The sequence below is a fragment of the Reyranella sp. genome (genome assembly GCF_044224635.1).
Classification (GTDB): domain Bacteria; phylum Pseudomonadota; class Alphaproteobacteria; order Reyranellales; family Reyranellaceae; genus Reyranella.
Genome location: NZ_JBGAKA010000045.1, coordinates 1 through 12,921 on the forward strand (window position 1 = coordinate 1; position 12,921 = coordinate 12,921).

General features: G+C 66.5%; 17 protein-coding genes. 8 read left to right on the plus strand and 9 right to left on the minus strand.

The annotated features are described in order from the left end of the window. Positions 1 to 147: 147 nt before the first annotated feature. On the plus strand, positions 148 to 795 hold the full coding sequence (locus ACILR9_RS29235) for a reverse transcriptase domain-containing protein (protein WP_395713505.1): 648 nt from the start codon (positions 148 to 150) through the stop codon (positions 793 to 795). 107 nt (positions 796 to 902) lie between these two features. Here the strand turns inward: ACILR9_RS29235 and ACILR9_RS29240 are convergent, their stop codons facing one another. Both ACILR9_RS29240 and ACILR9_RS29245 read right to left on the minus strand, forming a co-directional pair. After that, on the minus strand, positions 903 to 1,907 hold the full coding sequence (locus ACILR9_RS29240) for an LLM class flavin-dependent oxidoreductase (protein ID WP_395713506.1): 1,005 nt from the start codon (positions 1,905 to 1,907) through the stop codon (positions 903 to 905). Positions 1,908 to 1,964: 57 nt separating this feature from the next. Next, complete coding sequence (locus ACILR9_RS29245) at positions 1,965 to 2,402, minus strand: hypothetical protein (protein WP_395713507.1); 438 nt, start codon at positions 2,400 to 2,402, stop codon at positions 1,965 to 1,967. 387 nt (positions 2,403 to 2,789) lie between these two features. Here ACILR9_RS29245 and ACILR9_RS29250 point away from each other — a divergent pair, with 387 nt between their 5' ends. After that, on the plus strand, positions 2,790 to 3,056 hold the full coding sequence (locus tag ACILR9_RS29250) for a hypothetical protein (protein ID WP_395713508.1): 267 nt from the start codon (positions 2,790 to 2,792) through the stop codon (positions 3,054 to 3,056). A 4-nt stretch (positions 3,057 to 3,060) separates the two neighbouring features. Here ACILR9_RS29250 and ACILR9_RS29255 read toward each other — a convergent pair whose 3' ends face one another. Continuing rightward, positions 3,061 to 3,540: a CoA-binding protein gene (locus ACILR9_RS29255; RefSeq protein WP_395713558.1), complete on the minus strand. Its 480-nt coding sequence runs from the start codon at positions 3,538 to 3,540 to the stop codon at positions 3,061 to 3,063. Between the two features lie 22 nt (positions 3,541 to 3,562). Between ACILR9_RS29255 and ACILR9_RS29260 the strand changes: the two genes are divergently transcribed. Together ACILR9_RS29260 and ACILR9_RS29265 are read left to right on the plus strand one after the other, a co-directional pair. Continuing rightward, complete coding sequence (locus ACILR9_RS29260; RefSeq protein ID WP_395713509.1) at positions 3,563 to 4,723, plus strand: NADH:flavin oxidoreductase/NADH oxidase; 1,161 nt, start codon at positions 3,563 to 3,565, stop codon at positions 4,721 to 4,723. A gap of 16 nt (positions 4,724 to 4,739) precedes the next feature. Next, positions 4,740 to 5,501: a class II aldolase/adducin family protein gene (locus ACILR9_RS29265; RefSeq protein WP_395713510.1), complete on the plus strand. Its 762-nt coding sequence runs from the start codon at positions 4,740 to 4,742 to the stop codon at positions 5,499 to 5,501. Between the two features lie 129 nt (positions 5,502 to 5,630). Here ACILR9_RS29265 and ACILR9_RS29270 read toward each other — a convergent pair whose 3' ends face one another. The 5 genes from ACILR9_RS29270 to ACILR9_RS29290 form a co-directional block, all read right to left on the minus strand. Continuing rightward, positions 5,631 to 6,803, minus strand: coding sequence for a multidrug effflux MFS transporter (locus ACILR9_RS29270; RefSeq protein WP_395713511.1), 1,173 nt, complete (start codon positions 6,801 to 6,803; stop codon positions 5,631 to 5,633). Further along, a complete protein-coding gene (locus ACILR9_RS29275; RefSeq protein ID WP_395713512.1) occupies positions 6,800 to 7,258 on the minus strand; it encodes a MarR family winged helix-turn-helix transcriptional regulator in 459 nt (152 codons plus the stop codon). The genes ACILR9_RS29270 and ACILR9_RS29275 overlap by 4 nt, the downstream gene beginning before the upstream one ends. Positions 7,259 to 7,365: 107 nt before the next feature. Further along, complete coding sequence (locus ACILR9_RS29280; RefSeq protein WP_395713513.1) at positions 7,366 to 7,686, minus strand: type II toxin-antitoxin system RelE/ParE family toxin; 321 nt, start codon at positions 7,684 to 7,686, stop codon at positions 7,366 to 7,368. Beyond that, the gene (locus tag ACILR9_RS29285; protein WP_395713514.1) at positions 7,683 to 7,970 is read right to left on the minus strand and encodes a CopG family ribbon-helix-helix protein; all 288 of its coding nucleotides are present in this window, start codon (positions 7,968 to 7,970) and stop codon (positions 7,683 to 7,685) included. Before ACILR9_RS29285 ends, ACILR9_RS29280 begins: the two co-directional genes overlap by 4 nt. 3 nt (positions 7,971 to 7,973) lie before the next feature. Beyond that, complete coding sequence (locus tag ACILR9_RS29290; protein ID WP_395713515.1) at positions 7,974 to 8,768, minus strand: enoyl-CoA hydratase; 795 nt, start codon at positions 8,766 to 8,768, stop codon at positions 7,974 to 7,976. A gap of 33 nt (positions 8,769 to 8,801) precedes the next feature. On the opposite strand from ACILR9_RS29290, the gene ACILR9_RS29295 reads away from it, so the two are divergent. From ACILR9_RS29295 to ACILR9_RS29310, 4 genes are all read left to right on the plus strand, one after another. Next, positions 8,802 to 9,245 carry a PaaI family thioesterase gene (locus ACILR9_RS29295; protein ID WP_395713559.1) on the plus strand — a complete coding sequence of 148 codons (444 nt, stop codon included), beginning with the start codon at positions 8,802 to 8,804 and terminating at the stop codon, positions 9,243 to 9,245. A gap of 71 nt (positions 9,246 to 9,316) precedes the next feature. Then, positions 9,317 to 9,781, plus strand: a complete 465-nt coding sequence (gene rplM / locus ACILR9_RS29300; RefSeq protein ID WP_395713516.1) for a 50S ribosomal protein L13 — start codon at positions 9,317 to 9,319, stop codon at positions 9,779 to 9,781. A 1-nt stretch (position 9,782) separates the two neighbouring features. Beyond that, the gene (rpsI, locus tag ACILR9_RS29305) at positions 9,783 to 10,265 is read left to right on the plus strand and encodes a 30S ribosomal protein S9 (RefSeq protein ID WP_395713517.1); all 483 of its coding nucleotides are present in this window, start codon (positions 9,783 to 9,785) and stop codon (positions 10,263 to 10,265) included. A 34-nt stretch (positions 10,266 to 10,299) separates the two neighbouring features. Beyond that, positions 10,300 to 10,836, plus strand: coding sequence for a gamma carbonic anhydrase family protein (locus ACILR9_RS29310; RefSeq protein ID WP_395713518.1), 537 nt, complete (start codon positions 10,300 to 10,302; stop codon positions 10,834 to 10,836). Positions 10,837 to 10,991: 155 nt separating this feature from the next. Here ACILR9_RS29310 and ACILR9_RS29315 read toward each other — a convergent pair whose 3' ends face one another. After that, the gene (locus tag ACILR9_RS29315; protein WP_395713519.1) at positions 10,992 to 12,806 is read right to left on the minus strand and encodes a PHA/PHB synthase family protein; all 1,815 of its coding nucleotides are present in this window, start codon (positions 12,804 to 12,806) and stop codon (positions 10,992 to 10,994) included. Positions 12,807 to 12,921 lie beyond the last annotated feature (115 nt).

Genomic DNA, 12,921 nt, shown 5'->3' on the forward strand with positions numbered 1-12,921 from the left:
TCCTCGTCGGCGAAGATAAAATCGTGATCCGCCACTCCATCCCTATCGCCGATGAGCCCGCTGGAGGCGGCGAAGCGCCGACAAATGGCCGCTCAACAGGCTCGCATCGCGGAAGTTACCTTTTGCGTTCGGGGCGTGGACTCACCGTTGCTCGCGAACGTCTACCTGCACTACGTGCTGGACGACTGGTACGAGGGCACGGTGCGGCCTCAGCTGCGCGGGCGGAGCACGCTGGTCCGGTTCGCCGACGACTTCGTGATGGCGTTCGAACACAAGGACGATGCCGAGCGGGTATTGGCGGTGCTGGGCGCGCGGTTTGAGCGGTATGGACTGGAGATCCACCCGAGCAAGACGCGGTTCGTCGACTTCCGGCCGGATCGGCCGGACGGAGGAGATGGGTCAGGGACCGACGGCACGACGTTCGACTTCCTCGGCTTCACCCACGTGTGGGGCAAGTCGCGGCGAGGCTACGACGTGATCCGGCAGGTGACGGCGAAGAGCCGGCTTGCGCGTGCCCTGGCAGCGGTCAGCGATTGGTGTCGGACGCACCGGCACGAGTCGATCCCCGACCAGCACACTCATCTCAGCGCCATGGCGCGCGGGCACTACGGCTACTACGGCATGTCGGGCAACATCACCCGGCTGCGCCGGTACGGCCATGAGCTCGCGCGAACCTGGAAAAGGTGGCTGGCCAAGCGAAGCGCTCTCGGAGACTTCGACTGGGACCAGATGAACGTGCTGCTCCAGCAGCATCCACTTCCCAAAGCCCGCATCACTCACCGGTACACCGTTTGAGCAAAACTCCCTCGTGAAGAACCGGATGCGGTAATTCTGCACGTCCGGGACTGTGGGGGGTGGGGGCGGAAACGTCCCCACCTACCCGGCGGCCTTTCCTCACGTGTTCACAACGCCGGCATGACTTCCTTGGCGAACAGCTCGACCGAGCGCGCCGACTCCTCGAACGACAGGTCGCCGAAGGCGAGCCGGCACAGGCAGTAGTTGATGCCGGCGATGTCGTTGTCCTTCTTCATGCGCTCGCGCACGGTCGAGGGCGAGCCGGCGATGATGTAGCCCTGGGCCAGCGCGTCGTCGAACTCGGCCGGGATCAACTGGCGCGGCAGGCCGACACCGTGCGCGCGCCACAGATGGATCAGCGCGTCGTACCACAGCAGGAAGGCGCGCTTGGCGGCACTCTGCGCCTCGCGATCGGTGTCGCCGACCACGATGTGCCGGCTGAGCCCGATCAGGGGCATCGTCTGCGGATCGCGGCCGAGCGCCTGCCAGGCCGCGCGATAGCGCGCCGAGAACCGGCCGACGCCGTCGGCTTTCATGCCGACGGCCGTGTTGCACGCCTGCTTGGCCAGCCGGTCGGCACTCTCGAGCGAGTTGGCGCCGTACCACAGCGGCGGGTAGGGCCGCTGGACCGGCTGCATCTCCATCGGCACGTCCTTGAAGGTGAAGTACTTGCCGGCATGGTCGAGCCGCGGCTGGGTGAGACCCTTCAGGATCACGTCGAGCGCCTCGGCGAAGCGCTCCGGGCCGGTGGCCGGATCGACGCCGTAGTAGCCGACCTCGTACGGCGAGATGCCGCGACCGATGCCGAGCTCGAGCCGGCCGCCGCTCATCTGGTCGAGCATGCAGATCTCGTCGATCAGGCGCAGCGGATGGTAGAGGTTGAGGGTGTAGACGAGCGGCCCGAAGCGCAGGCGCGTGGTGCGCTGGGCCACCGCGGCGAGGAACACGCTGGGCGACGGCGCCATGCCGAGCGGCGTCGCGTGATGCTCGGCCAGGTGATAGGCATGGAAGCCCGCCTTCTCGTAGAGCTCGATCAGCCGCAGCCGCTCGTCGAACTGCCGGCCGAGATTGGCACCGGCCCGATCCATGTGATCGAAGACCCCGAACTTCATGCGTCTCTCCCTTCGCGCCGATGCTACAGGGTCTGCATGAAGAAGTATCAAACCGTCTTAACTGATATCGCCCCCCTGAGGTCGAGGTCGGACCGCTCGCCGCAGTCGCGCAAGGTCACCGAGCCGACGCCGTCCACCTTCGCCAGCTTCATCCCGCCTTCGAAGCCGCTGTAGCCTTCGATGCGGCAGGCATCCAATGGCGTCATTGAAGTCGGCGACGATCTTGGCGCCGTTCAGGTCGACGCCGGCGGTCGTCAGCGACCGGGCCACATCGATGGCGATGGGGCGCTTCAGGCGCACGTTGCCGCCGGCCCAGTTGAGCACGTCGCCGTGCGCGAAGGCTGCGCGCAAGGCGGCCTCGAAGTCCGTCGGGTCAGCCGGCGTCGGTATCTGGGCGGCCTGGGACGGGCGTTTGTCCTGGGCGCGCACGACGCCCGGCCCGAGCGCTGCCAGCGCCGCAGCGCCAGCCACGAAATGCCGCCTGGCGTCGTCCATCGCATCCTCTCCACATTGCCGGGTGGGATTTGGCACCCAACGATGCGCCAGCACCCGGGAGAGGGGTGTGATCATGCGGTGAACGGTTGCCGCCCAGAGGCTTTGAGGAAACAAACGCTTCGTTTCACGAGATTGAGTGGCATACGACAAGGTTGTCATCCCGAGCTTGGCGAGGGACCTTTGAGGCGGCAGGAAAGGTCCCCTTCGCTACGCTCGGGATGACAGAGTCGTTGTCGCGCGCACCCATCGTAACGATCGGGGTTTGGAGCACTTGTTTTGTCACAGGCGCTCAGCGCCGACGGCAGGATCGACGGAGAGTTGGCGTGGCCCTGAATGAGGCTAAACCCTGGCTGTGCTATCGTCATACGCCACATGCGAGGAATGACGATGCGTGCTGACTCGGCTCCGCAATTGGAGGGGATGGATGACGGCGTCCCGCGCATTGTTGCAGGGGGCGCCGACTATGTTCGGGAGAATGCCCCGGACTCGGAGTGCCGCGACGTCATGCTGAAGATTGGCGCGGCGATGGCTGAATTGTGTGACATTTCAAGAATGATCTATGCCGAGCACCCGGCGTTGAACCCCTATGCCGAGGAATACGAGATTGCTCGGAAGCTCCGCGAGACCGCGGAGCCAGACAAGGGAAAGGGTTAATCCGTCAGAGCGCCCGCTTCCGGCTGCTGATCACGCCGCTGGCGATGCCGTGCCATTCGATGGTGCCGGCCAGGCGGGAGTGCTCGATCTTGGGGCAGCGGTTCATCACCACGCGCAGGCCGGCGGCCTCGGCCCGCTTGGCGGCAGCGTCGTTGCGCACGCCGAGCTGCATCCACACCACCTTGGCGCCATGCACGATGGCGTCGTCGGTGATCGCGCCGGCCGCCTCGGAGTTGCGGAAGATGTCGACCATGTCGGCCTCGACCGGCAGCTCGGCCAGGGCCGCGTAGACCTTCTGGCCCATGATCTCCTGGCCGGCCGCCGCGGGATTGACCGGGATGACCCGGTAGCCGCGGTCGAGCAGGTACTTCATGGCGAAATAGCTCGGCCGATTCCAGCTCGCCGAGGCGCCGACCATGGCGATTGTCTTGCACTCGCGCAGGATTTTGCGCAGGTAGGAATCCTCGTAACGGTCGTGGATCACGGCGGTCATGCAAGGAGTATACATGTCGGGACCCCTGCTTTTCGAACCGATTTCCCTGCGTGACGTGACGCTGAAGAACCGCGTCGTGGTGGCGCCCATGCACCAGTACGCGGCGGTCAAGGGTTTCGCCACCGACTGGCACCTGATGAATGCCGGGCGCTACGCCGCCGGCGGCGCCGGGCTGGTGATCATGGAATCGACCAAGGTCGAGCGGCGCGGCTGCGGGACGGTGGGCGACCTCGGCATCTGGGACGACGCCTTCATCCCTGGCCTGAAGCGCTGCGTCGAGTTCATCCGCGAGCACAATGCCGTGCCGGGCATCCAGCTCGGCCACTCCGGGCGCAAGGCCCGCCGCTTCCGGCCGTGGGAGGGCGGGGCGCCGCTCACCCCGTCGCCCGAGATCGACGATTGGGAGGCCTGGGAGCTGGTGTCGTCGAGCGGCCGCAGCTCGCCGGAGACCGATCCGACGCCGCGCGCACTGATGCGCGCCGAGATCCCCGAGGTGGTCGAGCGCTGGGGCCAGGCGGCGCGGCGCGCCCACGAGGCGGGCTTCGACGTGCTCGACGTCCATGCCGCGCACGGCTACCTCATCCACCAGTTCCTATCGCCGTTCTCCAACCTGCGCAACGACGAGTATGGCGGCAGCGAGCTCAACCGCATGCGCTTCTGCATCGAGGTGGTGGAAAGCGTGCGGGCGCACTGGCCGGCCAGCAAGCCCTTGTTCGTGCGCTTCTCGGTCGAGGACGACGCCGGCTGGGGGCCCGACCAGAGCGTGGCCCTGGCCAGGATCCTGAAGCCCAAGGGCGTCGACGTGATCGACTGCAGCTCGGGCGGCATGCGCGGCTCGCCGGTGGTGAGCGCCGGGCCGGTGACCTACGGCTACCAGGTGCCGTATGCCGAGCGCCTGCGGCGCGACGCCGACATCATGACCATGGCAGTCGGCCTGATCGTCCATGCCGATCAGGCAGAGCAGATCCTGCAGGAGGGCAGGGCAGACCTGATCGCCCTGGCGCGTGAGTTGCTTTACAATCCCAACTGGCCGATGGACGCCGCGCAGAAGCTCGGGGTCGACAAGCAGTTCGGCTCGGTGCCGCCGGCGCAGGCCTACTGGCTCGCCAAGCGCGCGCAATCGGTGAAGAGCGTGGTTCCGTCGACCTTCATGAAGGGCATGAACGTCGGCTAACGAAAGGGATGAAGCGATGGATACCGTTGTTCAGCAGGGCCGTCTCAACATGACCGACGCCGAGTGGCAGGCGCGCTGCGATCTCGCGGCGCTCTATCGGATCACCGATGCCTACGGCTGGACCGACACCATCAACACCCACATGACAGTGCGCATCGCCGACGATCCGAAGTGCTTCCTGATCAACAATTACGGCGACCTGTTCCACGAGATCACCGCCTCGAGCCTGGTCAAGATGGACCTCGACGGCAAGGTCTACAGCGACGACGGCAGCTTCAACGCCGCCGGCTTCACCATCCACAGCGGCGTCTACAAGGCGCGGCCCGACGTCAATTGCGTGATGCACACCCATACCCGCGCCGGCACCGGCATCTCGGTGCTGAAGAAGGGCCTGCGGCCGATCAGCCAGGATGCGCTCGCCGTGCTCGACGAGGTCGTCTACCACGAGTACGGCATGCCGACCTCGGAAGAGGAGTGCGAGGCGCTCGGCGTCACCTGCCAGAAGGGCAGCTCGGTGGTGCTGCGCAATCACGGCCTGCTCTCGGTCGGCGCCACCGTCCCGGCGGCGCTGCGCCGGCTCTACATGCTGGAGCGCGCCTGCGAGGTCGAGATCATCGCCCGCGGCCTCGACGAGGAGCCGGCGCCGATCGACGACGAGGTCGTGCGCCGCTACGGCGAGCGGGCGCGCCAGCAGCGCGCCTCGCCGGAGTTCGGCGTGTCCGACTGGAAGGCGGCGGTCCGCCTGATCGAGGGCAAGGGCACCGACTGGCGGCAGTAGCCGCGTTCATCGCCGGGAGCGCGCCAACTTTCACTTCTTCTCCCCAGCGAAGCTGGGGAGGAGAAAAGTTTGGCGCCATCGGAGTGGCGCGCTCCCAGCGAATGACGTCCCTTCGGACAATGTCAGCCTCTATGAGGCCGAGGGCTGCCGGCGGCGCAGCGCGAACCAGAACGCGATCTGACCGACCACGCCGGCGCCGACCAGGATGACCGCCGTCGTGAGGGCGGGATTGGCGCCGACGCCGACCAGGGCGGTGCAGATCGCGCCCACGCCCATCTGCGAGAATCCATACAGGCCAGAGGCCGAGCCGATCACCGTCGGGTTGACGCCGAGCGCCTGGGTGAGGGCCGCCGGCGAGGCTATGCCGACGCCGATGCCGAACACGAACATCGGTGCGATCGCCAGCAGCACGGTGAGCTGGTTCGACAGCACCGCTGCGAGGAACACGAAGGAGGCAAGCACGCTCAGCAGGTTGGCCGCCACGGCCAGGCGGTCGATCGGCAGCCGGCGGATGAGCCGCGTCGCGGCGACCGTTCCCAGCCACACGCCGGCCATCACGATGGCGGGGTAGAGGCCAACCTCGTAGTCCGGGCGATGCAGCTGCTGCATGAAGATGAAGGGCGAGGCGCCGAGGAAGGCGTACATCGACGTCGTCGCGCAGCCGCCGCCGATGGCGAAGCCGACGAAGGCCGGCGTCACGAGAAGGCGTCCGTAGTTGCGGGCCAGGGAGGACATCCCGGGCATGGCGGCGGCTGACCTGGTCTCCGGCAGCAGGCGCCAGCTGAACAGCAGGTTGACGATCCCGAGCAGCGCCAGGGCAAAGAACAGCGAGCGCCAGCCCAGGCTCGCCGCGAGCAGGCCGCCGACCAGCGGCGCCAGGCCCGGGCCGAGCACGATCATCAGGTTCATCACCGCCATGCGCCGACCGGCTTCCTGGGGCAGCGCCGAATCGCGCACGATGGCGCGACCGATCACCAGCCCGGCGCTGCCGCCCAGCGCCTGCAGCAGGCGGGCGACGATCAGGGCATGCGCATCCGACACGAAGGCGGCGCCCAGCCCGGCGGCGGCATAGAGCGCCAGGCCCACCATCAGCACCGGTCGCCGGCCGAACCGGTCGGACAAGGGGCCGTAGGCAAGCTGGCCGACGGCGAGGCCGAAGATGTAGACGCTCATCGTCGCCTGCATCTCGGCCAGGCTGGCGCCCAGGGCCTGCGCCGCCTCGGGCAGGGCCGGCACGAAGCTGTGCATGGCGAAGGTGCCGCTGAAGGTGATCAGCGTCAGCAGCCAGAGCGGCGCACTCATGCGTCGGCTCCCTGGGCGGCGTCGAGCGCGCGGCAGACATGCTCGAGCACGCGGATCGCCGTGTCGATGTCCTTTGCTGCCAGGCCGGCCAGGGCGTCGCTGCGGACGCGGCGCGAGATCGTCTCGACCTGGTCGGCGATGGCGCGGCCGCGCGGCGTCAGCACGATGACCTTGGCCCGGCGGTCGTTTGCGCCCTCCTTGCGCTGGACCAGCCCGGCCGCCTCGAGATTGTCGAGCAGGCGCACGACCGACGAGCCGTCGAGCGACATCGACTCGGCAAGATCCTTCTGCCGCGGCGGCATCGGCGCACGCGCGATGCGGATCAGCGGCAGCCAGGTCGCCTCGGTCAGGGCATAGGGTTGCAGGTGAAGGTCGGCGGCGCGCCGCCACTGGCGCGCCGCCCGCGCGAGCAGCGAGCCGAAGGCATCGCGGCCGGCGGCGGGTCGGGAAGGCATGCTTCATAATTGATGACTTACCAATAGATGGCAAGTCATCTAATTTGCCTGCTTACGACTCGGCAGGTAATTGCCAGCGCCTTTGGCCAAATGCTGCTTGAGAAAGATCAGGGCAACCATCGAACCGATCCCGCGCCCCTTACGAATGAACGAGGCCAGCGCCGCCGGCCGCGGAGGACAGCCAAGACCACGACAAGGTCGCCTGCCAACTCATACGCAATGATGAACGGGGCGACGACGAGTTCTCGGGTGCCACGCACTCGACCTGCCCGTCCAAGCCGAGGGTGAATGGACAGGGTGCCTACTCGCTCGTTGATACGTGCAGCGACGCGATCGGCCGTTACGGGATCCTGTCCCCGAATGTAGGCAAGTATCTCGTCAAGGTCTGCCAGCGCGGTAGCCGACCAGACGACTTCGAGAGATTTCATGCCGGAGTGCGGCGACGGCCTTTCGGCTTGGGCAAGGGAGTCGACGTCCCGCGTGAGCGGATCCAGTCCATCGCTTGCTTATGGGGAACGATGCGAGCGTTGGGTTGCCTCGACTCCTCCATCGCCCGTCTTATGTGCGCGATATCGCTCTCTTCCTGGTCCGTAAGTGTTCGCAAGGCATCGGTTGCGAGGTCGCTCAGGCTCCTCTTCGTTGAACGTGCCAGGGCATCGAGACGGTCTTTCAGGTCGGCTGGAACTCGGACCCTTATGTCAATGTCAGTCATTGCTCACCGCCCCGTCCACTCGGGCAGGCCCTGCTTGTTCACGAAGGCGTCGATGCCGAGCCTGGCGTCCTCGCGCTTGACGGCGCCGGCCATGTAGGCGGTGGCGTAGGCGTAGGCCTTCTCGACATCCATCTCCATGTGCTTGTGGAACAGCTCCTTGCCCTGGGCCAGAACCAGCGGCGACTTGCTGGCGATCGTGCGGGCGACCTCCAGCGTCGTGCTGTCGAGATCGGCCGGCGGCACGACGCGGCTCACCAGGCCGTCGCGCAGGGCGCTCTCGGCGCTGATCGGCTCGCCCGTGAACAGCATGTCGAGGGCGCGCTTGGAGCCGACATTGCGGCCGAGCGGCACCGAGGGCGTGCCGCAGAACAGGCCGATATTGACGCCCGGCGTGGCGAACTTCGCGTCGGTCGAGGCGACTGCCAGATCGCACGCGGCAACGAGCTGGCAGCCGGCCGCCGTCGCAATGGCATGCACCTTGGCGATGACCGGCTGGGGCAGGCGGCGGATCGACATCATCATCGCCGAGCAGCGCGTCAGCAGGTCGTGATGGAAGCCGTAATCGTCGGTCGAGCGGACCTCGCGCAGGTCGTGCCCGGCGCAGAACGCGCGACCGGCGGCCTCGATGACGACGCAGCGGATCTCCCTGTCCCGGGCGAGCTTGTCGAACTCGGACTGCAGGGCATCGATGAGCTCGCCCGACAGCGCGTTCATCGCCTTCGGCCGGTTGAGCGTGAGGATGGCGACGCGGCCGTCATCGCGGCGCAGCAGCACGGGCTCGTTGATCGCTTCGGTCATGCTACATCCTGACATAGGAGGACCTTGATCGTCATGCCAGTGATGTCGCCCATCGAGTTGCAGGAGTTTCTCAGAAAGGAGTTCCCCCAGGCCGTCGAGGCCGGGGCGGTGATCGAGCATCTCGACGACACTACCATTCGCATCCGCCTGCCGACCTACGAGCGCAATCTCAGGCCTGGCGGCACCGTCTCGGGACCCACCCTGATGTTCCTGGCCGATTTCGGCTTCTACCTGTTGCTGCTGGGCCGCCTCGGACCGGTTGCGCACGCGGTGACCACCAACCTCAACATCAACTTCATGCGCAAGCCCGAGCGGGCCGACCTGATCGGGGAGGGCCGGCTCCTGAAGCTCGGGCGGTCGCTGGCGGTCGGTGACTTCTTGATCTGGAGCGACGGCAAACCAGATCCGGTGGCGCATGCGACGGTGACCTACTCCATACCGCCCGGATTGAGGCCGATCGGGGATGCGGTAATATAATACCGCAATCTTAAGTGATTGACAGGCCATGCGTTTATGCGCATAAGCCCGCGCTCACGGAAGAAAGACCCATGAAAACCTTCAGTATCAAAACTGCCGACGTGCAGAAGAAGTGGGTGCTGATCGACGCCGACGGGCTGGTCCTTGGCCGCCTCGCCTCGATCATCGCCATGCGCCTGCGCGGCAAGCACAAGCCGACCTTCACGCCGCACATCGATTGCGGCGACAACATCATCGTCGTCAATGCCGAGAAGGTGCGCCTGACCGGCCGCAAGGCCGAGCGCGAGTACTTCTACTGGCACACCGGCCATCCCGGCGGCATCAAGGGCGAGACCTTGGGCAAGCGGCTGGAAGGCCGCTTCCCCGAGCGCGTCATCGTCAAGGCGGTCGAGCGCATGATCACGCGCGGTCCGCTGGGACGTGCCCAGATGAAGAACCTGCGGGTCTTCAAGGGCCCCAACCACGAGCACGAGGCGCAGCAGCCCGAGAAGCTCGACGTCGCTGCCCTGAACCGCAAGAACTCGAGGATCGGCTGATATGGCTACCGAACTTTCGTCGTTTGCCGAGTTGAAGAAGGCGCCGATCGCCGGCACGACCGTGCCGGCCGCGGTGCGCGAGCGGGAAGTCGACAGCCAGGGCCGGGCCTACGCGACCGGCCGGCGCAAGAACGCCGTCGCCCGCGTGTGGGTGAAGCCCGGCACCGGCAAGATCACCATCAACGGCCGCGACCAGACGATCTACTTCGCCCGGCCGACCCAGCAGATGGTCATCCAGCAGCCGTTCGACGTGTCGCAGAGGCGCGAGCAGTTCGACGTGTTCGCCACCGTCTCGGGCGGCGGGCTGTCGGGCCAGGCGGGCGCGGTGCGCCACGGCATCGCCCAGGCGCTCGCCAAGTTCGAGCCGGCGCTGCGCAGCGCCATGAAGGCGAACGGCTTCCTGACGCGCGACAGCCGCGTCGTCGAGCGCAAGAAGTACGGCCGGGCCGGCGCCCGCCGCCGCTTCCAGTTCTCGAAGCGCTGACGGCCCGTCGAAAGAGCCGTCGACGCAAGCATCGATGTCCGGCCTGATCGTCCCGTTCGGCGGGTTCACGCCGAGGGTCGACAGGTCGGCCTTCGTCGCGCCCAACGTCACGCTCGTCGGCGACGTCGAGATCGGCGCCAACGTCAGCATCTGGTTCGGCTGCATCCTGCGCGGCGACGGGCCGGGCATCCGCATCGGCGAGAACTCGAACCTGCAGGACGGCACGGTCGTCCACATCGCCAAGCGCGGCATCATGACCATCGTCGGCCGCAACGTGTCGGTCGGCCACATGGCGCTGCTGCACGCCTGCGAGGTCCAGGACGGGGCCTTCGTCGGCATGCATGCCAGCGTGCTCGATGGCGCCGTCGTCGAAAGCCGGGCCATGGTCGCGGCCGGCGCCCTGGTGACGCCGGGCAAGATCGTGCGCAGCGGCGAATTGTGGGCCGGCAATCCGGCCAAGAAGATGCGCGACCTTACCCCGAAGGACTACGAGACCTTCGAGGACGTCGTCGACGGCTACGTCAAGCTCAGCCGCCGCTACAGGACCGGCGAGCGCCAGGCAGCGGAGTAGCGTCATCATCCTCCCCAACTTCGTTGGGGAGGTGTCGCCGTCATACGGCGACGGAGGGGTCATGAGCCTCAGGTTCAACCCTCTTCCACGACTCATGACCCCTCCGTCCGCGATTACGCAGACACCTCCCAGCAGAGCTGGGGAGGACGACGAGGTCACTCGATCGTGCGCACCTTGACGTAGCTGCCGGGCGCGTCCTCGAGGGCCGGCAGGCCGCCGGCGCCGGGCACGCGCGCCGGGACCTTCGGGCCCGACTTGGCCGACAGCCATTTGTCCCAATCGTGCCACCACGAGCCCGGGAATTCCTGGGCGCCGGCGCGCCATTCCTCGAGGGTCGGCGGGTTGTGCTGCGTCTCGTTCAGCCAGTGCTGGTACTTCCTGTTGCGCGGCGGGTTGACCACGCCGGCGATGTGGCCCGAGCCCGCCAGCATGAAGCGCACCGGACCGGAGAAAATCTGCGTCGCCTTGTAGACCGACTTGGCCGGCGCGATGTGATCCTCCTTGCCGGCCTGCAGGTAGATCGGGATGTCGATCTTGCGCAGGTCGATCGGCACGCCGTCGAGCGCGAGCGCGCCGGGCTGCACCAGCAGGTTCTTCTGGTACATGTTGCGCAGGTAGTAGCTGTGCATGGCCGCCGGCATACGCGTGGCGTCGGCATTCCAGAACAGCAGGTCGAACGGGAAGGGGTCCTTGCCCATCAGGTAATTGTTGACCACGAACGACCAGATGAGGTCGTTGGCGCGCAGCATGTTGAAGGTCGTCGCCATCTCGCTGCCTTCGAGATAGCCCTTCTTGCTCATCATGTCCTCGAGGCTGGCGAGCTGGTCCTCGTCGATGAAGACGCCGAGCTCGCCCGGCTCGGAGAAATCGACCTGGGCGGTGAAGAACGTGCAGGCGGCGATGCGGTCGTCGCCGCGCGCCGCCATGTAAGCGAGCGTCGCCGCCATCAGGGTGCCGCCGATGCAGTAGCCGATCGCCGAGACCTTCCTCTCGCCGGTCGCCTTCCCGATGGCGTCCAACGCGGCAAGCGGCCCCAATCTCATGTAATCCTCGAACACCAGCTTGGTCAGGCGCTCGTCGGGATTGACCCAGGAGATGACGAACACCGTGTAGCCCTGCTCGGTCGCCCACTTGATGAACGAGTTCTCGGGCTTGAGGTCGAGGATGTAGAACTTGTTGATCCACGGCGGCACGATCAGCAGCGGCATGGCATAGACCTGTTCGGTCGCCGGCGCGTACTGCAGCAGCTGGATCAGGTCGTTCTGGAACACCACCTTGCCGGGCGAGGTGGCGACGTTCTCGCCGACCTTGAAGGCCGCCATGTCGGTCTGGCGGATGGCGAGCTTGCCCTTGCCGCGCTCGAGATCGGTCAGCAGGTTCTGCAGCCCCTTCAGCAGGTTCTCGCCCTTGCTTTCGACCGTCGCCTTGACGACCTGCGGGTTGGTCAGCGCGAAGTTCGACGGCGACAGGGCGTCGATGAACTGGCGGGTGTAGAAATCGACCTTCTTCGCTGTCTTGTCGTCGAGGCCCTCGACCTGCTTGACGTTGTCCTGCAGCCAACGCGAGGTCAGCAGGTAGGACTGCTTGAGATAGTCGAAGACGACTTCGTCCTTCCACGCCGGATCGCTGAACCGCTTGTCGCCCTTGGCCGGCTCGACCAGCGGGGCGACCGTCTGGCCCATCATGCGCTGCGCCGTGACCTGCCACAGCTTCATGTATTGCTGCCAAAGCTCGATCTGCGCCTGGACCAGCCGGTTGGGGTCGGCCATCAGCTTGGCGGTGAAATCCATGAAGGTCTGGGTGAGGCGCAGCGGATCGGCCGGCTGCGGGCCATCGGCCTTCTGCCGCTCGACGAAGCTTTCCAGGAGCTTCTGGCTGCGCTGCGCGATGTCCCGGAACGCCGCCTGCATCTTTTCGGACTCGGCCGACGTCAACTCTGGAATGACGTTGGGGGTTGACGTCTCCGACATTCGTTTCCCCTTCTGAATCATTGCCTTTGGGGCATTTCTTGCGATACTTTCACGGATCGGCGGCCGGCACGGAACCCGTCTTCCCAAGCCGCCGTCCGACGTCATAGGTAGGCTG

Bases quoted from the DNA above. Each gene is read 5' to 3' on its own strand.
- ACILR9_RS29280 (WP_395713513.1), bottom strand. From the start codon at position 7,686: ATGAAATCTCTCGAAGTCGTCTGGTCGGCTACCGCGCTGGCAGACCTT.
- ACILR9_RS29270 (WP_395713511.1), bottom strand. From the start codon at position 6,803: ATGAGTGCGCCGCTCTGGCTGCTGACGCTGATCACCTTCAGCGGCACC.
- ACILR9_RS29260 (WP_395713509.1), top strand. From the start codon at position 3,563: ATGTCGGGACCCCTGCTTTTCGAACCGATTTCCCTGCGTGACGTGACG.
- ACILR9_RS29245 (WP_395713507.1), bottom strand. From the start codon at position 2,402: ATGGACGACGCCAGGCGGCATTTCGTGGCTGGCGCTGCGGCGCTGGCA.
- ACILR9_RS29275 (WP_395713512.1), bottom strand. From the start codon at position 7,258: ATGCCTTCCCGACCCGCCGCCGGCCGCGATGCCTTCGGCTCGCTGCTC.
- ACILR9_RS29310 (WP_395713518.1), top strand. From the start codon at position 10,300: ATGTCCGGCCTGATCGTCCCGTTCGGCGGGTTCACGCCGAGGGTCGAC.
- ACILR9_RS29250 (WP_395713508.1), top strand. From the start codon at position 2,790: ATGCGTGCTGACTCGGCTCCGCAATTGGAGGGGATGGATGACGGCGTC.
- ACILR9_RS29290 (WP_395713515.1), bottom strand. From the start codon at position 8,768: ATGACCGAAGCGATCAACGAGCCCGTGCTGCTGCGCCGCGATGACGGC.
- rplM (WP_395713516.1), top strand. From the start codon at position 9,317: ATGAAAACCTTCAGTATCAAAACTGCCGACGTGCAGAAGAAGTGGGTG.
- ACILR9_RS29295 (WP_395713559.1), top strand. From the start codon at position 8,802: ATGCCAGTGATGTCGCCCATCGAGTTGCAGGAGTTTCTCAGAAAGGAG.
- rpsI (WP_395713517.1), top strand. From the start codon at position 9,783: ATGGCTACCGAACTTTCGTCGTTTGCCGAGTTGAAGAAGGCGCCGATC.
- ACILR9_RS29265 (WP_395713510.1), top strand. From the start codon at position 4,740: ATGGATACCGTTGTTCAGCAGGGCCGTCTCAACATGACCGACGCCGAG.
- ACILR9_RS29240 (WP_395713506.1), bottom strand. From the start codon at position 1,907: ATGAAGTTCGGGGTCTTCGATCACATGGATCGGGCCGGTGCCAATCTC.
- ACILR9_RS29315 (WP_395713519.1), bottom strand. From the start codon at position 12,806: ATGTCGGAGACGTCAACCCCCAACGTCATTCCAGAGTTGACGTCGGCC.
- ACILR9_RS29285 (WP_395713514.1), bottom strand. From the start codon at position 7,970: ATGACTGACATTGACATAAGGGTCCGAGTTCCAGCCGACCTGAAAGAC.